The following is a 24,003-nucleotide window of genomic DNA, read 5'->3' as shown; positions in this document are numbered from 1 at the left end:
GCTCCTCCACAAGCTGTCCACAGAGCGGTCCCCAGGCAGGTTTGCACTGCTCCTTCCGAGCGATCTACGGTGCCCGCCGGAGTAGTCGCGCTCAGTGGCGGCGACACAGTCGGCGCCGGTGCACCGGCTCCCACACTCCGGCCGGAAGATCCGGCATAATCGAACTGGTGTTCGCTGTCTGGGAGGTATCCGCGCGGTGGCGCTGACAGATGACCGTGGCCCGGCCTACCCGTCCGATCCCGGACCGGAGGACCCCGGGGCGCGTTACGGCGAGTTCGACCGTCAGCCGCCCCAGGACATCCCGGCCGAGCAGTCGGTGCTCGGCGGCATGCTGCTGTCCAAGGACGCGATCGCCGACGTCGTCGAGGTGCTCTCGCCCAACGACTTCTACCTGCCCAAGCACCAGGCCGTCTACGACTGCGTCCTCGACCTCTACGCGCGCGGTGAACCGGCCGATCCGATCACGGTGTCGGCCGAGCTGGAGCGCCGCGGCGAGCTGGCCCGCGTCGGCGGCGCGCCGTACCTGCACACGCTGATCGCCACCGTGCCGACCGCCGCGAACGCCGGGTACTACGCGCAGATCGTCGGGGAGAAGGCCGTCCTGCGACGGCTGGTCGAGGCGGGCACCCGGATCGTGCAGTACGGCTACGGCGCCGCGAACGACGGCGGCGACATCGACGAGGTCGTCGACCGCGCGCAGGCCGCGATCTACGACGTCACCGAGCGCCGGACGAGCGAGGACTACGTCGCGCTGGAGGAACTGCTCCAGCCGACCATGGACGAGATCGACGCGATCGCTTCGCGCGGGGGCGTCTCCCAGGGCGTGCCGACCGGTTTCGCCGACCTCGACGAGGTGACCAACGGCCTGCACGCGGGTCAGATGATCATCGTCGCCGCCCGGCCCGGTGTCGGCAAGTCGACACTGGGACTGGACTTCGCGCGGTCGTGCTCCATCAAGCACGGCATGAGCAGCGTCATCTTCTCGCTGGAAATGAGCCGCATCGAAATCGTCATGCGCATGCTCTCCGCGGAGGCCCGGATCCGCCTCGCGGACATGCGCAGCGGCCGCATGTCCGACGACGACTGGACACGGCTCGCCCGCCGCATGAGCGAGATCAGCGAGGCGCCGCTGTTCATCGACGACTCGCCGAACATGACGATGATGGAGATCCGCGCCAAGGCCCGGCGCCTCAAGCAGCGCAACGACCTCAAGCTGGTGGTCCTCGACTATATGCAGCTGATGACCTCGGGCAAGCGCGTCGAGTCGCGGCAGCAGGAGGTCTCGGAGTTCTCCCGTCAGCTGAAGCTGCTGGCCAAGGAGCTGGAGGTGCCGGTGGTCGCGATCAGCCAGCTCAACCGTGGCCCCGAACAGCGCACCGACAAGCGCCCGATGCTGTCCGACCTGCGTGAGTCCGGTTCACTGGAGCAGGACGCGGACATGGTGCTCCTGATCAACCGCCCGGACGCCTGGGAGCGCGACGACCCGCGCGCCGGCGAGGCCGACCTGATCCTGGCGAAGCACCGCGCGGGCCCGACGAGCACGATCGTCGTCGCGCACCAGCTGCACTACAGCCGGTTCGCGGACCTGGCACAGGGCTGACCGCGCCGACTGTAGGGCCTCATGACGGATGTCGTAATCTCACGATCGATGTCGTACAGATGTCATATACGACATCGCCGTGAGATTCGTTCTGGTGCAGAGGCGGCTCTGGTTCGCCACCTTGGGACGAAATGGGAGCCTTATCCGGTGACCCAACACCATCAGACCGCCACGTCCGGGCTTCGCCCCAAGCCGGAAGTCCGCATCGTGCACCTGAATGGCCCGACGTTCCAAGCCCTCGTCACGGGTGACCTGGCAGCGGCGAACGCGGTCAGCCCGGTGCCCGTCTCCGCCTACTTCGTGGGCCCGGACTGGCGAGGGGTGTGGCAGATGCGGAGCAGGCAAGTCGAGGAGGACCCGGCCAGCGCCGGATGGGTCACCGGCGTCATCTGGGACGAACAGCAGCATTTGGCCGTGGGCCGGGCGGGTTACCACGGGCCTCCCGACGCATCGGGGATGGTGGAGATCGGCTACGCCGTCGCCCCGGCGTACCGGCGACGCGGCTATGCCCGCGCAGCCCTGGAAGCCCTGCTTCAGCGTGCCGCGCACGAGCCGCAGGTAGGCACGGTTCGGGTGACCATCGGTCCCGACAACGTGGCCTCCTACCAGCTGGCATCGCAATACGGCTTCGTCGAAGTCGGCGAGCAGTGGGACGACGAGGACGGCTTGGAGATCGTTTATGAGGTCGCCGCAGGTCAGCTGTAGGCAGCCTGTCGGATGCGAGCGGACAACAAGTTGATGTTGGGCCGTTCGTGTGGTGTCGGCGCACTACTCGGGTAGCTTCTGGGCGGCTACCGAGAACGATCTTGTGATCTATGAGTCCCGGCTTGAGCTGGCTCGCTTGTTGTTCGCCGACTTTGATGCGTCGGTGCGGCATATCGTGGCCCAGCCGTTCCTGTTGCGAGCTGAAGTCGACGGAGACCTGCGCCGGCACATCCCGGACTACCTGCTCTTCACGGACGCTGGGCCAGTCGTGGTGGACGTCAAGCCGCGTCATCGCGTTGCGCGACCGGAGAACGCCTTCACCTTCGCGTGGACGCAACGAACGGTGGAGTCGCGTGGCTGGCGGTACGAGGTATCGAGTGAGCCGCACCCGAAACCTTTCGTATGGACGAAAACCGCTGACGACATCCTCGACACTCTCGCCGCCTACTGCAGCCGAATCAACGACTCACGACACTAGGGCTCCAGCCGTCCCCGCTGTCGACTCAGATCAAACGCCTCGAACACGACCTCGGCGGAGAACTCCTGGTCCGCGCTGAACGGGGACGACCCATGCAGCTGACCCCTTTCGGCAACAAGGTTGCCGCCGCCATCAGGGCATCCCTGCCCAAGGAAATGACGCCGACCTGAGACTGATCTTGGATGCCATCGTCGTGAGACAGTCGAGAATCCCCAGGTCACACAACATCAACATGTCATGCGCCGTGAGACCCTACAGCTCAGGAAGGCCCCGGAGGCGGTTCGCTGATGACGGCCGGCCGCGGCGAAGCTGTCGTAGTCGGGTTCAGCCCGGCTGGAAGAACGCGAGCAGCCGCTGGGCGGCATCCGGCGACATCAGCAGGTCCTGGATCTTCGCCGACTCACGGGCCGCCGTGCTGGTGCGGTCGAACATCTCGCGTTCGTACTCCCGCACGGCGGCAGCGAAATCGCCGGGGTGCGCGGCGAGGGCGAGGCCGAGCAGTGCGCCGTCGAGCAGGGCCATGTTCGCGCCCTCGCCCACCGGCGGCATCAGATGCGCGGCGTCGCCGAGCAGCGTGACGCCTGGCTTCGACGGCCAGGTCAGGCCGGTCGGGAGCGTAGTGATCGCCCGCGGCACGACGGTGTCGTCGGCGGCCGCGATCAGTGCGGTGAACCGTGCGTCCCAGCCCGCGAGCAGATCGATCAGCCGCGCCCGGGCCGCGGCCGGGTCGTCGAACGGGATGCCGCTGGTGGTGAACCAGTCCTCGGGGGTGTTGTAGAAGCTGATTCCGATGCGGACGCGGCCGTCACCGTTGCGCTGCGCCGCCAGCGACACCCCCTTGCCGAGCACCCAGTAGTTGCCCCGTCCGACCATCGCCGCGAGGTCGGGGTGGGTGCGGTCGATGTCGGAGATGCACAGCTCGACGACGTTCTGCCCGATGTGCACCGGCCTGGCTTCGGTGAGCAGAGCGCGGACCCTGGAGTTCGCGCCGTCGGCGCCGACCAGCAGGTCGTAGGGCGCACTGCTGCCGTCGGCGAAGCGCAGCACGCCGTCGGCGGCGGATTCGAACGCGTGCCCCCAGCGCACCACGCCTTCGGGGAGGGAGTCGAGCAGCAGGTCGCGCAGATCGGCGCGGTCGACCTCGGGACGCAGGAGCGGGGCGTCGTCCGGGGTGTCCTCCCGCAGCAGCAGGGTGCCGTCCGGGGTGAGGAGCCGCATGTCCTGGCCTTCGCCGCGGGCGATCGCGAAGAACTCGTCGATCAGGCCCGCCTCGCGCAGTGCCCGCTGGCCCGAGTGGATGTCGAGCATGCCGCCCTGACCGCGCGCACCGCGCGATGCTTCACGTTCGTACACCACGGCTTCGATGTCGTGCAGGTGCAGCACGCGAGCAAGGGCCAGACCGCCCAGACCTGCTCCGACGATGGCGATGGTCATGCCCACTCCTTCGATACGACGTATTTCAACGATACAGCGTATCGAGCCATGCTGTGTATCGTCCTCGTCATGGTGGTGTGGGAGCGGCCGGAGCCGCCCGAGCGACCGGCGCCGGCGCCGCTGAGCCGGGAACGCATCGTGGGCGCGGCGATCCGGCTCGCGGACGAGGGCGGCCTGGACGCGGTGTCGCTGCGCAAGGTCGCGGCGGCGCTGAACGTCGGCCCGATGCGGCTGTACGGCTACATCGACACCAAGGAAGAGCTGCTCGACCTGATGCTCGACGCGGTACAAGCCGAGATCCGGCCGTCCGGGGACGGGTGGCGCGAAGTGCTGCGCTCACTGGCCGAAACCACCCGGCAGGCCGTCCACCAGCACGAATGGCTCGCCGACCTGCTCGGCGGGCGTCCCCAGCTCGGTCCGAACGCGCTGGCCAGGGGAGACGCCGTGGTCGCCGCGATGGGCATCGACGTGGACCACGTGATGCCCGTGATCGAGGCCGTCAACGCGTACGTGATCGGTGCGGTCCGCAGGGAGATCACCGAGCTGCGTGCCGAGCGGAACACCGGGATGGACAAGGCGCAGTGGCAGGTCTCCTACGGGCCCTACCTGCGGCGGACCTTCGCCGGTGGCCGGTTCCCCGCGCTGTCCGCGGTCATCCACGACGCCGTCCACCTCGACGCCGACCAGACCTTCCGGATGGGCCTGGACTTCCTCCTCGACGGCATCGAAGCCCGCCTCGCGCGCTGACCCGGCCCCGGGCCTCGTGTCAGCCGCGTGTCAGCGCCCTCCGCGAACCTGGTCACCACACCACCACGAGAGGACAGCGATGACCCAGACGGTTCCGAACGGCCTTCCCATGCAGCGCGACGCGGGCCCCTTCGACCCGCCCCGCGACCTCACGCGGCTGCGCGAGGCCCGCCCGGTCAGCCCACTGCTCTTCCCGGACGGTCACGAGGGCTGGCTCGTCACCGGCTACGAGGCGGTGCGGCAGCTCCTGGCCGACAACCGGTTCAGCTCCCGGCAGGACATCGGCATCATCCACCTGCCGTACGACACCTCCGGCATGCCGGAGCAGACCGAGCCGTCCCCGCCGATGCCGGGCGTGTTCATCGCCATGGACCCGCCGGACCACACGCGGATGCGGCGCAGGCTCACCGGCGCCTTCACCGTCCGGCGCATGAAACAGCTGGAAGAACATATCGTCGAGATCACCGAGCGGCAGCTGGACGAGCTGGCGCGCCGCACGCCGCCGGTCGACCTGGTGAAGGCGTTCGCGTTGCCGGTGCCCTCGCTGGTGATCAGCGAACTGCTCGGCGTTCCCCACGAGGACCGCGAGAGCTTCCAGGCCAACTCCGCGCAGATCATGGTCAGGGATCAGACGCTGGAGGAGAAGGTGGGCGCGGTGGACGCGCTGATGACGTTCCTGACCGGACTGGTCACCCGCAAGCGCGCGGAGCCGGGCGACGACATCCTGTCCGATCTGACGCGCCACGACGACCTCAGCATCGAGGAACTGGTCGGCGCGGCCTTCCTGCTGCTGCTCGCCGGTCACGAAACCACCGCGAACATGCTGGCACTGGGCACTTTCGCGCTGCTGGAACACCCGGAGCAGCGCGCCGAGCTGCGCGCGAACCCGGAGCTGATGCCGAACGCCGTCGAGGAGATGATGCGTTACCTGTCCGTCGCCGACATCTTCTTCCGCTACGCCACCGAGGACATCGAGCTCTGCGGCGAAACGATCGGCGAGGGGTCCACGGTGGTCGTCTCGCTGCTGGCCGCCAACCGTGACCCGGAACGCTTCGACAACCCCGACACGCTGGACATCCACCGCAAGGCCCGCGGTCACCTGGGCTTCGGTCACGGCGTCCACCAGTGCCTCGGGCAGCAGCTGGCCCGCGTCGAGATGCGCGCCGGATTCGACGGGCTGCTGCGCCGCTTCCCGGACCTCGCGCTCGCCGTCCCCGCGGACGAGGTGCGGCTGCGGACCGACATGAACATCTACGGCGTGCACGAACTCCCGGTCACCTGGACGGGCACCGCCCGGTAGCCCGGCCGCTGGTGTGGAATGGCGGGATGATCCACTACTTCACCGCCCGCGACGGGATCGAGCTGGCCTACCGGGAAACCGGCGAAGGGTGGCCGCTGGTGCTGATCCACGGCTACTTCTCGACGTCCCGGGTGAACTGGGTCGCCTACGGCCACGCCGAGCACCTCGCCGAGCGGGGGTTCCGCGTGATCACGCCGGACCTGCGCGGTCACGGTGAGAGCGGGAAGCCGCACGATCCGGCCGCCTACCCGCCCGACGTGCTCACCGACGACGTGTCCGACCTGGTCGAGCACCTCGGGCTGACCGGCTACGACCTGGGCGGGTACTCGCTCGGCGGCCGGACCACGATCCGCATGCTGGTGCGGGGCGCCCGGCCCCGTCGGGCTGTCGTCGCGGGCATGGGGCTGCACGGGCTGCTGGACACCAGCGGTGGCAACGCGCATTTCCGCACCGTGCTGAACAACCTGGGCACGTTCGAGCGCGGCACGAAGGAGTGGCGGGCGGAGGCGTTCTTCCGGCAGATGCGCGGCGATCGCGTGGCGCTGCTGAACGTGCTCGGCACCTCGGTCGACACGCCCCGCGGCGAGATCGAACGGATCGAAACGCCGACCCTGGTGGTCACCGGAATCGACGATCCGCACCGGCGCACCGCGCCGGACCTGGCGGAGGTGCTGCCGCGCGGCCGGTTCGTCACCGTGCCCGGCGACCACCTCAGCGCCGTCGCGCGCCCCGAACTGGGCCAGGCGATCGGCGACTTCCTCACCGCATGACCCGAGCGCTAGGGCACGGTCAGCCCGGCCCGGCGCAACGCCTCTTCCACCCGCAATCGCTCGACGTCCCGCTCCACACCTTCCGGCAGCTCGTCCAGCCAGTGCCGCAGGCCGAGCGCGGCGCAGGCCTGGGCCAGCAGTGCGTCGTAGGCCTGGTTGGTCGCGCGGCGGCGCACCATCGGGGCGTCGGGCGCGAGGTCCGCCAGCGAACGGTGCACGCGGCGCAGGTCCGCGGCCAGGCGTTCGATCGGAGGCGCGGACGGGGCCGGGACGCGACGGCGGCGAAGGGCGGCGGCCAGTGCGGGTGACTTGCTCGCGAGCCAGAACAGCACCGGCGGCGTGACGCAGACGAGCAGGTAGATCGCCACGTTGACCGCCATGGCTCAGGATAGGCGCCCACGGCGGGCCCGCGACCACTCTTGACCGGTTCCGCGGACGATCCATCGCGCGCGCACGAGACCTCGGGTACCGTAGTAGTTGAACTTTCAAACATGGAGGCTGCGATGAGTGCGACCCCCGTGCTCTACCTGAGCCACGGCGCGCCGCCGCTGGCCGACGACGCCGTGTGGACCCGGGAGCTGGCCGACTGGTCGGCGAACCTGCCCGAACCGCAGGCGATCCTCGTCGTGTCGGCGCACTGGGAGGAAGCCCCGCTGACCGTCGGCGCCACCACGACGGTGCCGCTGGTCTACGACTTCTGGGGATTCCCGGAGCGCTACTACTCGGTGACCTACGCCGCGCCCGGCGCACCGGAACTGGCCGCGCGGGTGCGCACACTGCTGACCGGCACCGAGGTGCACGAGGCGCCCGACCGCGGCCTCGACCACGGCGCGTACGTGCCGCTCGTCGAGATGTACCCGGACGCGGACGTCCCGGTCCTCCAGATGTCCATGCCGACGCTCGACCCGCGTGAGCTGTTCGAACTGGGCCGCAAACTCAAGCCGCTGCGGGACGAGGGCGTGCTGATCATCGGCAGCGGGTTCTTCACGCACAACCTCTCGGCGATGAGCGGCGGTGTGCACGGCACGCCGCCGCGGTGGTCGGCCGAGTTCGACCAGTGGGGCGCGGAAACGTTGCGGGCCAACGATATCGACGCGCTGCTCGACTTCCGGCACAAGGCGCCCGCCGCCGCGCTCGCGCACCCGCGCATCGAGCACTTCGCGCCACTGTTCGTCACTCTCGGCGCCGGCGCGGACGACGCGAACCCGCGCACCGTGATCGAGGGCTACTGGTACGGCATGGCGAAGCGGTCCGTGCAGATCGGCTGACCCCGCTTTCACGACGGGGGCCCGGGAGCGCGATCGCTCCCGGGCCCCCTTCTTCACCGGGACGTTCAGCCCTTGATGTTGATGCCCTTGCCGTGCATCAAACCATCAACCTGCTCGAAGACGGTCGTCGGGGCGGAGTCCAGCTGCGCCATGGCCGGGACGTCGGCCGTGGGCAGCAGGCCCTGCACGTTCGCGGGCAGACCCGCACCCGACAGCGCGTCGACGGGCAGGACGTTGACCGGCAGCGCGGAACGCTCCGCGCGGGCGGGCAGCGTCGGCAGCGCGGTCGCGCCCATCTCCGGCATCGTGATCGGCAGGTCGATCTGCGGCTCCTGACCCGCGACCGAGATGTCCGTCGCGTTGCTGACCGTGGTGCTGGTGACCGCGATCAGCTCGACCGGGATGTCGTAGACCTGGGCGACGACACCCACCGGGATCTGCTTGTCGATCCCGGACAGCGCCTTCGACGGGCCGGCCGTGGTGTCCGTGCCGCCGACGGTGCCGGTGGTGGTGTTGTCGGCGAGCGCGTGCGCGACCCCGCCCGCGGAGACGGCGTTGCCGAACACCTGGGCCACCACAGCGGCCGGGACGTCGAAGATGTCGCCGGACAGCGCGCCACCCTCGCCCGAGGTGGTGATGTCGCCACCCGAGTTGGCCTCGGTGGCGTTCACCCCGGCGGCGTGCGAGACGCCGAGTCCGCTCACGGCGTTGCCGAAGACCTGCGCCACCGGCAGCGCCTGCGCCGCGACCACGTCACCGGCGATCGAGCCGCCGTCACCGTTGGTCTCGGCGTCGCCGCCCGCGGTCGAGACGACGTCGTTGACGCCCTCGCCCTTGACCACACCGCCGAGGACCGCGGCGTCACCGAACACGGTCGCCACGGCACCGACCGGCGCCTCGACGATGTTGCCCGCGATCGAGCCGCCCTCGCCGGTGGTGGACAGGTCGCCACCCGCGGTCGAGTCGGTCACGTTCTCGGCCACACCCGAGCCGTTGCCGGTCAGCGCGGCGCCCAGGCTGTGCACCTGCACCGGCAGCGAAACCGGGACCGCGCCGAGGTTGCCCGCGACGAAGCCTTCCTTGCCGGTCGCGTTGCCGGTGCCGCCCGCGGTCGACGTGGTGTCGGTCGTGGCCTCGCCCGCGCCCTGGCCGATCCAGGCCGCGCCGATGCCGAACGCCTGCACGGGCGCCGAAACCGGCACCTGGACCAGGTTCGCGCTGGCCGCGGCGTTGTCGTCCTCGGTGTTGCCGTCGCCACCGGAGGTCACGGTCTTGGTCTCGGAAGCCTCCCCGGCCCCCTGACCGATCCACGAGCCACCGACGCCGAAGATCTCGGCGGGCACGGCCACCGGGACCTGCACGGCGTTGCCGGAACCGGCCGAGTCGTTGCCCAGCGTGCCGGTGTAGCCGCCGGCCTTGACGTCCTTCGTCTCGGTCGCGCTGCCCGAGGCGTTGCCGATCCACGAACCGCCGACGCCGAACACCTCGACGGTGCCCGCGGGCGGAGCGGAAACGCTGTTGCCGCCGAGGAAGCTGCCGTTGCCGGAGGTGAAGGTGTCCGAGCCCGCCATGGCCTCGGTGTCGTTGTCGCAGCCGTTGGCGTGCGCGTTGCCGATCCAGGTCCCGCCGACGCAGAACACCTCGGCCGGGAGCGCGACGGGGGCGTCGGCGATGTTGCCGGACCCGGCCGCGTTCTCACCGCTGGTGCTGGTGGTGCCACCGGCCACGGCCTCGCTGCCGAGCTCCACGCCGCCGACCTGACGATCCGCGCCACCGGCGACGAACGAGTTGCCGATCCAGGACACCGCGTTGCCCGCGACGGTCGCCGGAACCGCGGGCTGCGGCTGCGCGACGTTGCCCGCCAGGAACGAGTCGTCCCCGTCGGTCTGGATGTAGCTCGGGCCGCGCGGGCCGTCGGCGGTGCCGCCTGCCTCGGCCTCGGCGTCGTACGCGCCGGCCGGGACGTCGGCGTCGCCGCCCCACGAGATGGCGTTGCCCGACACCTTGGCGGGCAGGGCCACCGGGACACCGGCCACGTTGCCGCTGCCCGCGCCCTTCGAGCCGTGCGTCTCCAGCGAGCCGCCGGACTCCGCCTCGCTGGAGCCTTCGAAGTCGGTCTCGGCGTGGCCGAGGAACCAGCCCAGCGCGTTGCCCGACACCTGCACCGGGGTCGCACCCTGCGGGGCGATCACGTTGCCCGCCAGGCCGCCGTTGGTGCCGTCGGTGACGACGTCGCCGGACGTCTCCGCGGACTGCGTCGCGCTGCCGGCGGTGTGGCCGCTGCCGACCAGGCCGAGCGCGTTGCCCGAGAGCTGCACGGGCAGGGCCCAGTCCAGCGCCACGACGTTGCCGGCGAGGCCGCCGTGCGAACCGTCGGTGGTGACGTCCGAGTTGTGCTCGTAGGTCTGCTCGGCGTCCGACTCGACGGCGGCGTCGCCCAGGACACCGAGCGCGTTGCCGCTGATCAGGATCGGCGCGGCCGCGTTCACCGAAACCTTGTTGCCGTGGAAGGCGTCACCGTTGTCCACAACGGACGGTGCGTCCTGCGTGGCGGTCGCGCGCTGCGAACCGGGGTGCGTGGCCTGGCCGACCCGCTGCGCCACACCGGTGGTGGCGTCGGTGGCCTTGGCGACCACGCCGTTGGCGGCACCGAGGGCCGGGGCGGCGGGCTCCAGCGCACCGGTCTTGCTGACCGGGGCCGCGGCCTTGTTCACCGCGTCGGTGACCGGCTTGGTGCTGATCTCCTTGTGAACCTCGGGAAGGTTGACCTGCTTGCCCAGCGTGCCCAGGGCGTTGTCCTGGATGTCGATCGGCACACTCACGTTGACGTCCAGCGGACCGGCAGGACTGTCCGGGTTGACGTTCTCGTCGGCAGATGCGATGCCGGTACCCAGCATCAGCAAGCCACCCGTGACCAGCGCGGTCTGAATTCCGCGCTTTGCCCAGGTCTGCATCGAGGTGTTCTCCTTTTCTTCGGGTTCCCTTGCGGGGCTTGAGGTCGGTGCGCGAATGAGCACCGGGAATCGCGGGCATGGGTGAGAAAGCCCGCGAGGGCTGGAAAGCGGGGTGCTCGTGCTGTGCGCGCAACGCCGGTCCGAAGAAGAGGACGGCGGAACCGATTCCGCGCGAGCTACCCCGCGCGAGGATCAGTCAGGAGTGACACCGGGCTGCTCGCCCGGCTGGACCGGCGTGTGCCGGAAGGCGAACCGGACCGCGGTGCGGTCGTCCGATCCGCGGACGGCCGGGCCGCCGGCGGGAACGCCGAACAGCAGGCCGTCGATGTGCCCGCCGGCGGCGGCGCCACCGGGGACGAGCGGGACACCCGCGGGTGCGAGCGGTCCGCGCAGCGGCGGGTACGGGAACTCGTCCCGCTGGGCGCCGTCGTGCTGGGCACCATCGCCGTTGTGCGAGGTGACCTCGTGGTGACCGCGCTGCGCGGTCTGCGGCACGGCCTTCGCGACCGGGCCCATCACGGCGTCGGCCACGGCCACCGGCGGGGTCTGCGGCGCGGGCGGGGCGGCCACCTGGCCGTCGGCCTCGTCACCGAGCGCGGGCAGCTTGATCAGGCCCTTGCCCGACGGGCGCAGGATGTCCCACACCTTCTGGATGGCGGGCACGGTCTGCGGCGGGGTCAGCGCCTGGCGGATCACCTGCGGCGCGTCCTGCGGCTTGCGGCCGATGTGCTCGGCGGTGCCGAGCGTGCGCTCGACCGGGCGGAGCACCGCGTCGCGGGTGAAGGAGTGAACGGTCTGGCGCATGTCCGCCGCGGCCGTCTGACCACGCGCCGGGTCCGCGGGGCCACCGTCCATGCCGTACTCCAGCACGGTGGCGGTGGCGTTGCCGACGAGGTCGGAGGCGCCCCAGGTGAGGTCGTCGGTCGCGCCGATCACGCGGTCGGTGATCGGGGTGGCGACGTCACCGTCCTGCGGGGTCTCGACAGGAGCGGGGGCGAGCTGCGTCGCGGAGGCGGTGGCGTCGCCGAGCAGCCAGGCGGCCGCGGTGCCGAGAACGGCACCGGCGAGCACGAGCAGGGCGCGGACGAGCCAGCGCACGGCGGACGCCGTGCCCCTGCTCATGGCCGCGTGTGCCTGCAACACCGTTCTCCTGTCGAAAAAAGCTGATGGCGGTCGTTCCCCGCCGAGCGGCGCGTGAAACGCGTTCGTAGTGATACGTGAACCGCTTGCGCAGTCGAGGTAACCAAAATTCCGGCCGCTCTCGCACCCTCGACACGACTTGATCGCACGATCGTGTGAAGAACACCCGGTGTGGTCGGATGTCACGAGAAGTGATCGCGCCCGGCCGGGCCCCGGTGCGCCCAGGAGACAAGGGATCCTGGGCGCACCAAGGGAAGTCAGCCGAGCGCGCCCTGCACGATCGACGGGATCGCACCCGCCCACGCCGAGCTGGCCAGACCCGCCGCGCCGGCACCGGCGAGCGCGCCGGACTCGTTCCACGCGTTGACGTAGTCGGCACCGGTCGGGTGGGACGGCACCTCCACCGGAGCGGTCAGCCCGCTGTCGTCGCGGATGCCCACCGAACCCGCCGCGCCCTGGACGATCGACGGGATCGCGCCGGCCCACGCGGAACTGGCCAGGCCCGCCGCACCGGCGCCGAAGCACGCGCCGGACTGGTTCCACGCGTTGACGTAGTCGGCACCCGTCGGGTGGGACGGCACCTGGGCCGGGCAGCTCACGCCTTCGGAAGCCGAAGCGGTGCCGCTGAAGCCCATCGCGAGCAGGCCGGCCCCCACCAGCACCGCCGCGGCCGTCGTCTTGCGGAACTTGCTGAACATCTGCACTCCTTGCGTTCGTTCGTTCGTCCGGAAGTTCCACGCACTCCCGTCGAAAATGACGTTAAACGTGGAATGAAGGAATTTTCCAGAAGGGTGACCCGGAAGTGTGAAGAAACCGTTTCCGGGCAGCACGAATAGCCGCTTGATGACAGCAGAAGCGCTGCTCAGAGCAGCCTTATCGCCACCGTGGAAACATTACGGAAATTCCGGCGAGCGGGCCGGTGAAATCAGCTCGTCGGCATTCTTCGACGACCACCGGAGGCGAATTGAGACATTTTCGGATGAGGTTCGGCGACGCACGCGCGATGCGGCGGCGTTCGCGTGACGGTCGTCCGTCGCGTCATGGAGAAGTCCGGCTCCTCTCACCGCGCTGTCTCGTCAACGCGGTCGCGCATGTCGATCTTGACGAAGATTGACATACCGACGGAACCTGCGCTGATCCGATGATGATCAAGCGCCTGATCGTGTGACGAGAGCGGTCGCGGATCCCGTGAGCGCGTTGCCCTGCCCTGTCCGTCCGGCTCGCTAGGGTGGTCGCGTGAGCGAGCCGCAACCTCCGAAGTACCGATTCCTCGACGACGACCGGGTGGTGCCGCGCGGCCTCCGGGTCAGCGCCGCGTTCGGCTGGCGGTTCCTCGTCGTGGCCGCCGCCGCGTATCTCGTCCTGCAGCTGCTCGCCTACCTGTCGGTCGTGGTGATCCCGGTGGCGATCGCGCTGCTGCTCGCCGCGCTGCTCGCCCCGGCCGTAGCGCGACTGGTGCAGGTCAGGGTGCCGCGCGGGCTGGCAACCGCGATCGTGCTGATCGGCGGGCTGGCGGTCCTCGGCGGGCTGCTGGCGTTCGTCGTCATCAACGTCAGCGACGGACTGCCCGCGCTGACCAGCCAGGTCAGCAACAGCCTGAACCAGATCAGGGACTGGCTGATCAACGACCTGCACCTCAAGCAGGAGCAGATCCAGGAGTTCCTCGACAACTCGATCAGCTTCCTGCAGGACAACCAGGCCGCGTTCACCAACAGCGCGCTCACCACCGCGACCACGGTCGGCGAGATCCTCACCGGTTTCGTGCTGACGCTGTTCGTCACGATCTTCTTCCTCGCGGGCGGGGAGAAGATCTGGACCTGGCTGATGCTGGGCATCCCGGCCCAGGTCCGGCAGCGCGTCGACGTCGCCGGACGGCGCGGGTTCGCCTCGCTCGTCGCGTTCGTCAGGGCCACCGCCGCGGTCGCGGTCGTGGACGCCGTCGGTGTCTGGATCGGCCTGGCGATCCTCGGCGTCCCGCTCGCGATCCCGCTGTCCACGCTGGTGTTCCTCGGCGCGTTCATCCCGATCTTCGGCGCCGTGGTCACCGGCGCGGTCGCGGTGCTCGTCGCGCTGGTCACCAAGGGGTTCGTGACCGCGCTGATCGTGCTGGCCGTCCTCATCGCGGTGATGCAGCTCGAGAGCCACATCCTGCAGCCGCTGCTGCTCGGCAGGGCGGTCAAGCTGCACCCGCTGGCCGTGGTGCTGGGCATCGCGGCCGGCCTGGTCGTCTACGGCATCCCCGGTGCGCTGCTGGCCGTGCCGCTGATGTCGATCGTCAACGCGGGCGTCCGCTCACTGCTGCACGAGAGCGATCCGGACCCGGCCGAGGTGGACGTGCTGCACGACATCGAAGCCGCTCCGAACGCCGGACCCGGTGACGACGGGGAGTCCGGCGAACCGAAGAAGCCGTGAGCCGCCGGTTCGGGCCCACCGCGCGCGAACCCGCCACCCCGCTGTGGTGGGGCACGATCGGCCTGCGCGTGCTGACCCTGCTGTTCGCCTACGGTGCGGTGATCGTGCACAGCGCCGGTTACGAGCGGCCGTGGCTGGCCTGGACCGTGCTCGGCGCGATGACACTGTGGACGGTCGCGACCGCGGCCGTCTACGCGCGGGAAGCGTTGCGGTGGCGCTGGCGCTGGTTCGTCCTCGCCGACGTGCTGGTCACCTGCGTCCTGATGCTGACCTCCCCGTTGATCCTCACGGACGCGCAGAACGCGGCCGTCGCCCCGCTGATCACGACCGTCTGGGTGGCGGGCGCGCCGGTCGCGGCCGGCACGCGGTTCGGCGGGGTCGGCGGGGTCACCGCGGGCCTGGTCGTGGCGGCGGCGACCGGCCTCGCACGGGAGGGCTTCACGCTCGATGTCGCGCGCGACGGGGTGCTGCTGGTCGCGAGCGGTCTGCTGATCGGCATGAGCGCCTCGACCGCGCGCAAGTCCGCGGCCGTGCTCGCCGAGGCGCTGCGCACCGAGGCCGCCACCACGGAGCGGGAGCGGCTGGCACGCGACATCCACGACAGCGTCCTGCAGGTGCTCGCGCGGGTCCGCCGTCGCGGCGGGGAACTGGGCGGCGAAGCGGCCGAACTCGCCGAGCTGGCTGGTGAGCAGGAGATCGCGCTGCGCGCGCTGGTCACCACCGGGCCGAAGGGACACAGCACCGGCGAGACCGATCTGCGGGCGGCGCTGCAACTGCTGGCGTCCTCGAAGGTGCAGGTCGCGACCCCCGCCGGCGAGGTCAACCTGCCCTCGGGCACGACTTCGGAACTGGTCGCCGTCGTGCGCGAGGCCCTGTCGAACGTCGACAAGCACGCCGGTGCGGCGGCGAAGGCGTGGGTGCTGCTGGAGGACGTCGGCGGCGAGGTGGTCGTCACGGTGCGCGACGACGGCGAGGGCATCGCCGAAGGGCGGCTGGCCGACGCCGTAACCGAGGGCCGGATGGGCGTGGTTCGCTCGATGCGGGGACGCGTGCGGGAGCTGGGTGGCACCATCGCGTTGGACACCGCGCCAGGGCAGGGGACCGAATGGGAGATCCGGGTGCCGAGGACATGATCAGTGTGATGGTCGTCGACGACCACCCGATCTGGCGGGACGGCGTCGCACGCGACCTGGGTGAGAACGGGTTCGACGTCCGGGCCACCGCACCGGACGCGACCGCCGCGGTGCGCATCGCGACGGCGGTGCGACCCGACGTCGTGCTGATGGACATGAACTTGGCGGGCACCTCCGGTGTCGACGCGACCCGCGAGATCACCACGAACCTGCCGGACACGAGGGTGCTGGTGCTGTCCGCGAGCGGTGAGCACAGCGACGTGCTGGAGGCGGTGAAGGCGGGCGCCTCCGGATACCTGGTGAAGTCGGCGTCGGTGCAGGAGCTGGTCGAGGCCGTGCGCCGCACCGCGGAGGGCGACCCGGTGTTCACGCCGGGGCTGGCCGGCCTGGTGCTGGGCGAGTACCGGCGGATGGCCGAGGCGCCGGGCGAGGCGGTGCCACGGTTGTCCGAGCGGGAGACCGACGTGCTGCGGCTGGTCGCGAAGGGCCTGACGGCGCGGCAGATCGCCGAACGGCTCGTGTTGTCGCACCGGACCGTGGAGAACCACGTCCAGTCGACGCTGCGGAAGCTGCAGCTGCACAACCGCGTCGAACTGGCGCGCTACGCCATCGAGCACGGGCTCGACAAAGACTAGGGATTTCCCCGGATCCCGGTTCGGGGTCGGGCGTCCTAGCCTGGACGCATGGGCGAGGAGACCGGAACCAGGCCGCTGTCCCCGAGGGATCTGCGGGTGTCGGACGCCGAACGGGAACACGTGGTCGCGGTGCTGCAGAAGGCGATCGGCCGCGGCATGATCGACCTCGACGAGTTCACCGAGCGCACCGACACCGCGCTCGCCGCCCGCACCCGCGGCGAGCTGAACACCGTGCTCGCGGACCTGCCCGGCCTGTTCCACCCCGACGTCCACCCGGCGGTGGCGCCGGTCTACTCGCCGGACCAGCGGGTCGAGCTGAACGCGAAGTACTCCTCGCTGGTGCGCAACGGCCGCTGGCTGGTGCCGCCCGAGGTGGTCGTCCGCAACCGGTACGGCGCCACGAAACTCGACTTCAGCGAGGCCCAGATCGCGACCCCGGTGGTGCGGCTGGAGCTGGACTGCAAGTGGGGCTCGGTCGAGGTGATCATCCCGGAACACGGCGCGGTCGATCTGAACGCGATCACCGAGATCAAGTACGGCTCACTGCAGGACAGGACGGCCTCGGACGGCAAGCCGGGCAACCCGCGACTGGTGTTCGCGGGCCGCCTCCACGGCGGCTCACTCGTGATCCGCCATCCGCGGCGCGGCCTGTTCGGGCACCTCAGCTAGCCGCGCGCGGCCTCGCGGGCGGCTGCCGGGTTCGCGGCGGTCAATGCGGCGCGTGCCGCGGACTCGCACCCGGCCAGGGTCACCGCGGCCAGGCTGGCGCCCACGGCGCGCACCGCGGCCGCGTTCATCGACAGGCTGGTCACTCCGAGGCCGGTGAGCACGCGTGCCAGCACCGGGTCGGCGGCCGCTTCACCGCAGACGCCCGCTGGTTTGCCGCTCTCCCGCGCCGCCGTGCCGACCAGGGCGATCAGCCGCAACAGCGCGGGCTGCCACGGGTCGTTCAGCGCCGCGACCGCCCCCAGCTGGCGGTCCGCGGCGAACGTGTACTGCGCCAGGTCGTTCGTGCCCAGCGACACGAAGTCCACGGCCTCCAGGATCTCCTTCGCCGCCAGCGCCGCCGCCGGGACCTCGATCATCACCCCGGCCCGCGCGATCCCCGCGGCGCGCACCCGCGAGGCGAACCACTCCGCCTCCGCCGCCGTGGCGACCATCGGCGCCATCACCGACACCTCGGCACCGGAATCCGCCGCCGCGCCCGCGATCGCCTCCAGCTGCCGGTCCAGCACCTCCGGCCGGTCGAAGGCGACCCGCAGCCCGCGCACGCCGAGCGCCGGGTTCGGCTCCGTTTCGGGGGACAGGAAGGCGAGCGGCTTGTCGGCGCCCGCGTCGAGCGTGCGCACCACCACCGGCTTGCCCGCGAACGGCTCCAGCACCGCGCCGTACGCCGCCCGCTGCTCGGCCACCGACGGCTCGGACGGCGCGTCCAGGTAGCAGAACTCCGTGCGGAACAGCCCGACTCCCTCGGCGCCCGCCTCGGCGGCGGCCTTCGCGTCCGCGGGGGAGCCGACGTTGCCGAGCACCTTCACCACGTGGTCGTCCGACGTGCGGCCGACGCCGCTCCACTCCGCCGCGCCCTGCCGCACCGCGGACACGACCGGAGCGGCGGCGTCGATCGCCTCGACCGTCCCGGTGTCGCCGTCCACCGACAGCGCATCCGCGTGCAGCGCCAGGAGCCCGCGCACGGCCACCACCGCGGGGATGCCCAGCGACCGCGCCAGGATCGCGGTGTGGCTGGTCGGCCCGCCCTCCTCGGTCACGAGCGCGAGCACCAGCGCCGGATCCAGGCCCGCCGTGTCCGCCGGGGCGAGGTCCCGCGCGACGAGCACGCTCGGCCCGCTCAGGTCCGGCACCCCTGGCGGCGCGGTGCCCTGCAGCTCCGCGACCACGCGGTCGCGGATGTCCTCGATGTCGCGGACCCGCTCGGCCATGTACCCGCCGGCCGCGGAAAGCGCTTTCGCAAAGCCGTTGGCCGCCTCGTACACGGCACGCGGCGCGGGCCTGCCCTCGGCCGCGACCAGTCGCTCCGCCTCGCTGATCAGTGCCGGGTCGCCCGCCATGGCCGCCGTCGTCAGCAGGATCGTCGCGGCATCGCCCGCCGCCCGCTCAGCAAGCGCTTCCAGGCGTTCGACCACCACCTGCGCCGCCGGGGCGATCCGCGCGGCCTCGGCCTGCGGATCGGACGGCGCGGGACCGCTCGCGGGCGCGGCGGCGGGTTCGGCCACGGCGACGACCGGACCACTCGCGCGGCCAGGGCTCACCGGAACTCCGGACAGCGTTTCGGACATGGTCTAGACCATACCTTCCTCATCCCGCCTCGTCACGCACGTGCGATGCGCCTACACCAGCCTTCACGACAGCTCGTCCCACCGCACACCAGCCTGGTTCCCTATGCAAACGTGAAGATTCTTGTAACTTCTGGGACGAATGATGCGACACTAGGGTGAGCGTCCGCGACGTTCACCCGTTTGGGGCAATTGCCCCATCGGGCCGTCCCGCCAGGGAGCACGCGGGCTCTCACCTTTCGTCCGGCACCGGTCTGCGCAACCGGAGGCCGGGCATCGGGTCGCTGGTACCGATCGCGTAGCCCCCCGAGCGATCGGTACCGGCGGCGCCCGATCTCCTCCGGAATGCGGCATTGACCTTCTAGAATGCCCGAATGGACAAGCCGACCCGACGGGGTCGCGAGCGCGCGGCGACCGACCAGGACATCCGCCGCACCGCGCGCAAGCTCCTCGTCGAGCGAGGGCCGGAAGCCGTGACGTTGCGAGCCATCGCCCGCGAACTCGGCATCACCGCGCCCGCGCTCTACCGGTACTACGGCTCACGCGACGACCTCGTCGAGCACCTGCGACTCGACGTCGTCGCCGACCTGGCCGCCGAACTCGCCGAAGAACTGGCCGGACTGCCCGACGACGGAGCGGTCCAGCTGTTCGCGATCTGCCGTGGCTTCCGGCGCTGGGCGCTGACCCACACCAAGGAGTTCACGCTCGTGTTCGCGTCCCCGACCGGCGAGGTCGGGTCCGCGGCGGGCAGCGTCGCCACGCTCAACCGGGCCAACGAACCGTTCGGGCGGATCTTCCTCACCGCGGCCGGGCACCTGCTGGCGAACTTCCAGCTGGAACTCCCGCCCGCCGACGCGGTGCCCACCGAACTGCACGACGACCTGATCGCGTTCAAGGGCGAACTGATGGCCCTGCTCGGCGAGTCCGCGAGCGAGTTCCCGCCGGACAAGCTCGACCTGGGCACCACCTACGTGATGATCCAGTTCTGGGCGCGCCTGTACGGGCACGTGACACTCGAGGTGTTCGGCAACTACCCGATCCCGATGTCCAAGCCGGACGCCGTGTTCGACGCACTCCTGGCCGACCTCGCCCGCGAGATCGGTTTGAACATGCCTTAGAGGACCAGGTTCACCAGGCGGCCGGGCACCACGATGACCTTGCGCGGGGCCGCGCCATTGAGCAGCGCCACGATCTTCTCGTCGGCCAGGGCCGCCGCTTCCACGGCGTCCTTGGCCGCGTCGGCGGGAACCTGGATGCGTGCGCGGACCTTGCCGTTGACCTGGATCGGGTACTCCACCGTGTCCTCGACCAGGAACTTCTCGTCCGCGACGGGGAACGGGCCGTGCGCCAGCGAAGCGTCGTGGCCCAGCCGGTGCCACAGCTCCTCGGCGATGTGCGGGCACAGCGGCGCGAGCATCAGCACCAGCGGCTCGACCAGTTCCCGCGGCGTCGACTCGGCGGCGCCGTAGACCTTGGTCAGGTGGTTGTTGTACTCGATCAGCTTCGCGCCCGCGGTGTTGAACCGCAGGTTCGCGTAGTCGTCACGGACACCGGCGATGGTCCTGTGCAGGGCCCGGCGGTCGTCGTCGGTCGCCTCCGCCGCGGACACCCGCGGCTCGCCGGTCTGCTCGGACACCACCAGGCGCCACACGCGCTGCAGGAACCGGTGCGAGCCGACGACGTCCTTGGTCGCCCACGGCCGCGAATCGGCCAGCGGGCCCATCGACATCTCGTAGAACCGGAAGGTGTCGGCCCCGTAGTCCGCCGCCATCTGGTCGGGCGTGACCACGTTCTTCAGGCTCTTGCCCATCTTCCCGTACTCTTGCCGGACTTCCTTGCCCTGGTGGAAGAACTTGCCGTCGCGTTCCTCCACCTCTTCGGCCGGGACGTAGAAGCCGCGCTCGTCGGTGTAGGCGTAGGCCTGGATGTAGCCCTGGTTGAACAGCCGCCGGTACGGCTCCTCGGCGCTGACGTACCCCAGGTCGAACAGCACCTTCTGCCAGAAGCGCGAGTACAGCAGGTGCAGCACGGCGTGCTCGACGCCACCGACGTACAGGTCGACCCCGCCCGGGTCGTTCACGCCGTGCTCGGCGGTGCGCGGGCCCATCCAGTACTGCTCGTTGCCCGCGTCGACGAAGCGCCCGGAGTTGTCCGGGTCGATGTAGCGCAGCTGGTACCAGCAGGAACCCGCCCAGTTGGGCATGGTGTTGGTGTCGCGGCGGTAGGTCTTGCGGCCCTCACCCAGGTCCAGCTCGACCTCGACCCACTCGTTCGCGCGGGACAGCGGTGGCGACGGCTCGCTGCCGGCGTCCTCCGGATCGAAGGTGCGCGGCGAGTAGTCGTCCACCTCGGGCAGCTCGACCGGCAGCATGCTCTCCGGGATCGCGTGCGCCCGGCCGTCCTCGTCGTACACGATGGGGAACGGCTCACCCCAGTACCGCTGCCGCGAAAACAGCCAGTCACGCAGCTTGTACTGCACCGTGCCGGTGCCGTGGCCGTTCTCCTCCAGCCACGCGATCATCGTCTTCTTGGCGTCGTCGACGTTCAGGCCGTCCAAGAAGCCAGAGTTGACCGCGACACCCTCGCCGGTGAACGCCTTGCCGTCGAAGCCCTCGCTGGGCTGCACGGTGCGGATGATGTCCAGGCCGAACTTCTCGGCGAAGTCCCAGTCGCGCTGATCCTGACCCGGCACCGCCATGATCGCGCCGGTGCCGTAGCCCATCAGCACGTAGTCGGCGACGAAGACCGGGATCTGCCTGCCGTCGGCCGGGTTCACCGCGAAACTCCCGACGAACACGCCGGTCTTGTCCTTGTTCTCCTGGCGGTCCAGTTCGGACTTGCGCGACGCGGCGCGCCGGTACTCGGCGACGGCCTCCGCCGGAGTGGCGGCGCCACCGGTCCACCGTTCATCCACATCGGACGGCCACGCGGCGGCGGTCAGCTCGTCGACCAGCGGGTGCTCGGGCGCCAGCACCATGTAGGTGGCGCCGAACAGGGTGTCCGGACGCGTCGTGAAGACCTCGATCCGGTGCTCGCCGGCGGCGAAGGACACCCGCGCACCGTGGGAGCGGCCGATCCAGTTGCGCTGCATCGACTTGACCTTCTCCGGCCACTCCAGCCGGTCCAGGTCGTCGACGAGGCGGTCGGCGTAGGCCGTGATGCGCATCATCCACTGGCGCAGGTTGCGGCGGAACACCGGGAAGTTCCCGCGCTCGCTGCGCCCGTCGGGCGTGACCTCCTCGTTGGACAGCACCGTGCCCAGTCCCGGACACCAGTTGACCGGCGCCTCGGAGATGTAGGCCAGCCGGTGCTCGTCCAGGATCGCCAGCTGCTCCGCGCGGGTCAGCTCGCACCAGCCCCGTCCGTCGGGGGTCGGCCGCTTGTCCTGCGCGTACTCGGCCTCCAGCTCGACGATCGGGCGGGCCTTGCCCTGCTTCTCGTCGTAGTAGGAGTCGTAGATCTTCAGGAAGATCCACTGGGTCCACTTGTAGAACTCCGGGTCGATCGTCGCGATCCGGCGGCGCTCGTCGTGGCCCAGACCCAGCCTGCGGATCTGACGCAGGTAGGTCTCCATGTTCTCTTCGGTGGTCTTGCGCGGATGCTGGCCCGTCTGCACCGCGTACTGCTCGGCGGGCAGGCCGAACGCGTCGAAACCCATGGTGTGCAGGACGTTGCGCCCGATCATCCGGTGGTAGCGGGCGTAGACGTCGGTGCTGATGAAGCCGAGCGGGTGCCCGACGTGCAGGCCGGCCCCCGACGGGTAGGGGAACATGTCCTGCACGAAGAGCTTGTCCGAGGGAACGTCGCCGGCGTCCGCGAGGGAGCCGGCCGGGTTCGGCGCGTGGAAGGTGCCGTGATCGGCCCAGTGGTTCTGCCAGCGCAGCTCGACCCGACCGGCCAGTTCGGCGGTGTACCGGTGGCCGGGCGTTTCCTCGATTGCTTCACTCACCCAACCATGGTAAGCGGCCCGGCCGACGCGGTTACCGTCGCACCGCGAATGCGATGACCTGCGTGATCTGACTGGTCGAGAAGTTGTCGTCGCTCACCAGCAGCAGCGTGCGGTCGCCGCCCGGCAGCGTGGGTCCCCACGTCATGCCCTCGACGTTGTCGACCTTGGACAACGGGTAGTCGGCGAGGTCGAGCAGCAGCTTCTTCTTGACCGGCCGCACCTTCGCCCCGTCCAGGGACGAGGTGTGCAGGACGTTGGTGGCGCCCGTGGTGTCGATCTCGTAGATCCGCACCTTGTTGCCCACGCCGGAGACGTACGAGCGCTCCATCACCAGGTAGCGCGTCGGGTCGAACGGGTCGGCGGCGAGGATCGACGAGACGCCGGTGTCGGTGGTGCCCCCTGGCGGGACGGAGTCGGCGAAAACCGGCTCCTGCGGGTAGGCGTACTGCGCGAGGACCGGGCCGGTGCGGGCCTGCACGGTGATCCGGGACAGCGCGCCGTGCGCGGGCGTGGCGACCGGGCCGTCCTGCAGCAGCGGACCCTCCACCGAGCTGACGACGAGCGTGCCCGCGGCGGCGAAGGTGAGACCTTCCAGCACGAGGTTCCGGCGCGGGCCGGAGTCCGGGCGCATCCGCTCGTCGTCCGGAAGGGGCAGGGTGCGCACGTAGCCGCCGTCGCGCCGGGCGACCTGGACCGACGGGTCGATCAGCGTGGTGTCGGAGCGGATCCCCTCCTGGCTCCAGTAGTAGGCGCCGGTCCACGGGTCGACCCGCATCTCCTCGGGGTCGACCGAGTCCTCCGGGTAAGTGCTGCCGTCGGGCTGCCGGAACAGCTGCGCGCCGGTGAAGGTGACCTGCCCCAGCCCCCGCGGCGAAACCGGGATCTTCGCCGTGAAGTACCGGGCGGGCGCCTCCGAGGTGTCGTCGGCGATGAAGACGTACTGGCCGGTGCGCGGGTCGTAGTCGATGCTCGACAGCTCACCGATCGTGTGGTCGCCCACGGGCAGGGCGTGCGGGATGATCTGTTCCCCCAGGTAACGCACCGGCGCGGGAGCGGCCTGTGCGGCGGGAGCGACAGTCAGCAGTAGACAGCCGGCGAGCGCGCCGGTCGTGAGTCGCTTCAGCATGGCGTGCAGCACAGCGCATGCGGGTGTCCGGCGGGTAGCGCGAACATCACGCTTATGCTCG

Annotated in this window: 21 protein-coding genes and 1 pseudogene; 14 read left to right on the top strand and 8 right to left on the bottom strand. The window is 70.5% G+C overall.

Annotated elements, in window-relative coordinates; all coding sequences use genetic code 11:
• Positions 1-196: 196 nt before the first annotated feature.
• The 4 genes and pseudogenes from dnaB to HNR02_RS36740 all read left to right on the top strand — a co-directional run bounded on the left by dnaB (position 197) and on the right by HNR02_RS36740 (position 2,953).
• Positions 197-1,600: a replicative DNA helicase gene (dnaB, locus tag HNR02_RS09185; RefSeq protein ID WP_179772728.1), complete on the top strand. Its 1,404-nt coding sequence runs from the start codon at positions 197-199 to the stop codon at positions 1,598-1,600.
• 147 nt (positions 1,601-1,747) lie between these two features.
• Positions 1,748-2,305 carry a GNAT family N-acetyltransferase gene (locus tag HNR02_RS09180; RefSeq protein ID WP_312860955.1) on the top strand — a complete coding sequence of 186 codons (558 nt, stop codon included), beginning with the start codon at positions 1,748-1,750 and terminating at the stop codon, positions 2,303-2,305.
• 49 nt (positions 2,306-2,354) lie between these two features.
• Positions 2,355-2,684, top strand: a pseudogene (locus tag HNR02_RS36065) (TnsA-like heteromeric transposase endonuclease subunit); the annotation flags it as partial.
• 68 nt (positions 2,685-2,752) lie between these two features.
• Complete coding sequence (locus HNR02_RS36740) at positions 2,753-2,953, top strand: LysR family transcriptional regulator (protein ID WP_179775807.1); 201 nt, start codon at positions 2,753-2,755, stop codon at positions 2,951-2,953.
• Between the two features lie 154 nt (positions 2,954-3,107).
• On the opposite strand, the gene HNR02_RS09165 is transcribed toward HNR02_RS36740, so the two are convergent.
• Positions 3,108-4,217, bottom strand: a complete 1,110-nt coding sequence (locus HNR02_RS09165; protein WP_179772727.1) for an FAD-dependent oxidoreductase — start codon at positions 4,215-4,217, stop codon at positions 3,108-3,110.
• A 69-nt stretch (positions 4,218-4,286) separates the two neighbouring features.
• Between HNR02_RS09165 and HNR02_RS09160 the strand changes: the two genes are divergently transcribed.
• The 3 genes from HNR02_RS09160 (at position 4,287) to HNR02_RS09150 (ending at position 7,034) form a co-directional block, all read left to right on the top strand.
• A complete protein-coding gene (locus HNR02_RS09160; RefSeq protein ID WP_179775806.1) occupies positions 4,287-4,964 on the top strand; it encodes a TetR/AcrR family transcriptional regulator in 678 nt (225 codons plus the stop codon).
• Positions 4,965-5,043: 79 nt separating this feature from the next.
• The gene (locus HNR02_RS09155; protein WP_179772726.1) at positions 5,044-6,264 is read left to right on the top strand and encodes a cytochrome P450; all 1,221 of its coding nucleotides are present in this window, start codon (positions 5,044-5,046) and stop codon (positions 6,262-6,264) included.
• 26 nt (positions 6,265-6,290) lie between these two features.
• The gene (locus tag HNR02_RS09150) at positions 6,291-7,034 is read left to right on the top strand and encodes an alpha/beta fold hydrolase (RefSeq protein ID WP_179772725.1); all 744 of its coding nucleotides are present in this window, start codon (positions 6,291-6,293) and stop codon (positions 7,032-7,034) included.
• A gap of 8 nt (positions 7,035-7,042) precedes the next feature.
• On the opposite strand, the gene HNR02_RS09145 is transcribed toward HNR02_RS09150, so the two are convergent.
• A complete protein-coding gene (locus tag HNR02_RS09145) occupies positions 7,043-7,414 on the bottom strand; it encodes a hypothetical protein (RefSeq protein ID WP_179772724.1) in 372 nt (123 codons plus the stop codon).
• 123 nt (positions 7,415-7,537) lie between these two features.
• Here HNR02_RS09145 and HNR02_RS09140 point away from each other — a divergent pair, with 123 nt between their 5' ends.
• Entirely contained in the window at positions 7,538-8,302 is a 765-nt protein-coding gene (locus tag HNR02_RS09140) for a dioxygenase family protein (protein ID WP_179772723.1), read from the top strand.
• Positions 8,303-8,367: 65 nt separating this feature from the next.
• On the opposite strand, the gene HNR02_RS09135 is transcribed toward HNR02_RS09140, so the two are convergent.
• From HNR02_RS09135 to HNR02_RS09125, 3 genes are all read right to left on the bottom strand, one after another.
• On the bottom strand, positions 8,368-11,256 hold the full coding sequence (locus tag HNR02_RS09135) for a beta strand repeat-containing protein (protein ID WP_179772722.1): 2,889 nt from the start codon (positions 11,254-11,256) through the stop codon (positions 8,368-8,370).
• Between the two features lie 192 nt (positions 11,257-11,448).
• Positions 11,449-12,378 (bottom strand): hypothetical protein, encoded by a 930-nt coding sequence (locus HNR02_RS09130; protein ID WP_218902743.1) that lies wholly within the window; start codon positions 12,376-12,378, stop codon positions 11,449-11,451.
• A 275-nt stretch (positions 12,379-12,653) separates the two neighbouring features.
• Complete coding sequence (locus HNR02_RS09125; protein ID WP_179772721.1) at positions 12,654-13,094, bottom strand: hypothetical protein; 441 nt, start codon at positions 13,092-13,094, stop codon at positions 12,654-12,656.
• A 106-nt stretch (positions 13,095-13,200) separates the two neighbouring features.
• Between HNR02_RS09125 and HNR02_RS09120 the strand changes: the two genes are divergently transcribed.
• From HNR02_RS09120 to HNR02_RS09100, 5 genes are all read left to right on the top strand, one after another.
• Complete coding sequence (locus HNR02_RS09120) at positions 13,201-13,419, top strand: hypothetical protein (RefSeq protein ID WP_179772720.1); 219 nt, start codon at positions 13,201-13,203, stop codon at positions 13,417-13,419.
• A gap of 213 nt (positions 13,420-13,632) precedes the next feature.
• A complete protein-coding gene (locus HNR02_RS09115; RefSeq protein WP_179772719.1) occupies positions 13,633-14,808 on the top strand; it encodes an AI-2E family transporter in 1,176 nt (391 codons plus the stop codon).
• On the top strand, positions 14,805-15,941 hold the full coding sequence (gene macS / locus HNR02_RS09110; RefSeq protein WP_179772718.1) for a MacS family sensor histidine kinase: 1,137 nt from the start codon (positions 14,805-14,807) through the stop codon (positions 15,939-15,941). Before HNR02_RS09115 ends, macS begins: the two co-directional genes overlap by 4 nt.
• On the top strand, positions 15,938-16,576 hold the full coding sequence (locus tag HNR02_RS09105; protein WP_179772717.1) for a response regulator: 639 nt from the start codon (positions 15,938-15,940) through the stop codon (positions 16,574-16,576). Before macS ends, HNR02_RS09105 begins: the two co-directional genes overlap by 4 nt.
• Positions 16,577-16,624: 48 nt before the next feature.
• On the top strand, positions 16,625-17,245 hold the full coding sequence (locus tag HNR02_RS09100) for a DUF1707 SHOCT-like domain-containing protein (protein ID WP_179772716.1): 621 nt from the start codon (positions 16,625-16,627) through the stop codon (positions 17,243-17,245).
• Here the strand turns inward: HNR02_RS09100 and ptsP are convergent.
• Positions 17,242-18,870 carry a phosphoenolpyruvate--protein phosphotransferase gene (gene ptsP, locus HNR02_RS09095; RefSeq protein ID WP_179772715.1) on the bottom strand — a complete coding sequence of 543 codons (1,629 nt, stop codon included), beginning with the start codon at positions 18,868-18,870 and terminating at the stop codon, positions 17,242-17,244. The genes HNR02_RS09100 and ptsP overlap by 4 nt on opposite strands.
• Positions 18,871-19,241: 371 nt before the next feature.
• Here ptsP and HNR02_RS09090 point away from each other — a divergent pair, with 371 nt between their 5' ends.
• Positions 19,242-19,985 (top strand): TetR/AcrR family transcriptional regulator, encoded by a 744-nt coding sequence (locus tag HNR02_RS09090; RefSeq protein WP_179772714.1) that lies wholly within the window; start codon positions 19,242-19,244, stop codon positions 19,983-19,985.
• Here HNR02_RS09090 and leuS read toward each other — a convergent pair.
• Together leuS and HNR02_RS09080 are read right to left on the bottom strand one after the other, a co-directional pair.
• Positions 19,982-22,816: a leucine--tRNA ligase gene (gene leuS, locus HNR02_RS09085; protein ID WP_179772713.1), complete on the bottom strand. Its 2,835-nt coding sequence runs from the start codon at positions 22,814-22,816 to the stop codon at positions 19,982-19,984. The genes HNR02_RS09090 and leuS overlap by 4 nt on opposite strands.
• 31 nt (positions 22,817-22,847) lie before the next feature.
• Entirely contained in the window at positions 22,848-23,942 is a 1,095-nt protein-coding gene (locus HNR02_RS09080; RefSeq protein ID WP_218902742.1) for an esterase-like activity of phytase family protein, read from the bottom strand.
• Between the last annotated feature and the right edge of the window lie 61 nt (positions 23,943-24,003).

The sequence above is a fragment of the Amycolatopsis endophytica genome, from assembly GCF_013410405.1.
GTDB classification, from domain to species: domain Bacteria; phylum Actinomycetota; class Actinomycetes; order Mycobacteriales; family Pseudonocardiaceae; genus Amycolatopsis_E; species Amycolatopsis_E endophytica.
This window is presented reverse-complemented; position numbering and strand designations above follow the sequence as displayed.

Bases quoted from the DNA above. Each gene is read 5' to 3' on its own strand.
- HNR02_RS09165 (WP_179772727.1), bottom strand. From the start codon at position 4,217: ATGACCATCGCCATCGTCGGAGCAGGTCTGGGCGGTCTGGCCCTTGCT.
- HNR02_RS09160 (WP_179775806.1), top strand. From the start codon at position 4,287: ATGGTGGTGTGGGAGCGGCCGGAGCCGCCCGAGCGACCGGCGCCGGCG.
- HNR02_RS09155 (WP_179772726.1), top strand. From the start codon at position 5,044: ATGACCCAGACGGTTCCGAACGGCCTTCCCATGCAGCGCGACGCGGGC.
- HNR02_RS09150 (WP_179772725.1), top strand. From the start codon at position 6,291: ATGATCCACTACTTCACCGCCCGCGACGGGATCGAGCTGGCCTACCGG.
- HNR02_RS09145 (WP_179772724.1), bottom strand. From the start codon at position 7,414: ATGGCGGTCAACGTGGCGATCTACCTGCTCGTCTGCGTCACGCCGCCG.
- HNR02_RS09140 (WP_179772723.1), top strand. From the start codon at position 7,538: ATGAGTGCGACCCCCGTGCTCTACCTGAGCCACGGCGCGCCGCCGCTG.
- HNR02_RS09135 (WP_179772722.1), bottom strand. From the start codon at position 11,256: ATGCAGACCTGGGCAAAGCGCGGAATTCAGACCGCGCTGGTCACGGGT.
- HNR02_RS09130 (WP_218902743.1), bottom strand. From the start codon at position 12,378: ATGAGCAGGGGCACGGCGTCCGCCGTGCGCTGGCTCGTCCGCGCCCTG.
- HNR02_RS09125 (WP_179772721.1), bottom strand. From the start codon at position 13,094: ATGTTCAGCAAGTTCCGCAAGACGACGGCCGCGGCGGTGCTGGTGGGG.
- HNR02_RS09105 (WP_179772717.1), top strand. From the start codon at position 15,938: ATGATCAGTGTGATGGTCGTCGACGACCACCCGATCTGGCGGGACGGC.
- HNR02_RS09100 (WP_179772716.1), top strand. From the start codon at position 16,625: ATGGGCGAGGAGACCGGAACCAGGCCGCTGTCCCCGAGGGATCTGCGG.
- ptsP (WP_179772715.1), bottom strand. From the start codon at position 18,870: ATGTCCGAAACGCTGTCCGGAGTTCCGGTGAGCCCTGGCCGCGCGAGT.
- HNR02_RS09090 (WP_179772714.1), top strand. From the start codon at position 19,242: ATGGACAAGCCGACCCGACGGGGTCGCGAGCGCGCGGCGACCGACCAG.
- HNR02_RS09080 (WP_218902742.1), bottom strand. From the start codon at position 23,942: ATGCTGAAGCGACTCACGACCGGCGCGCTCGCCGGCTGTCTACTGCTG.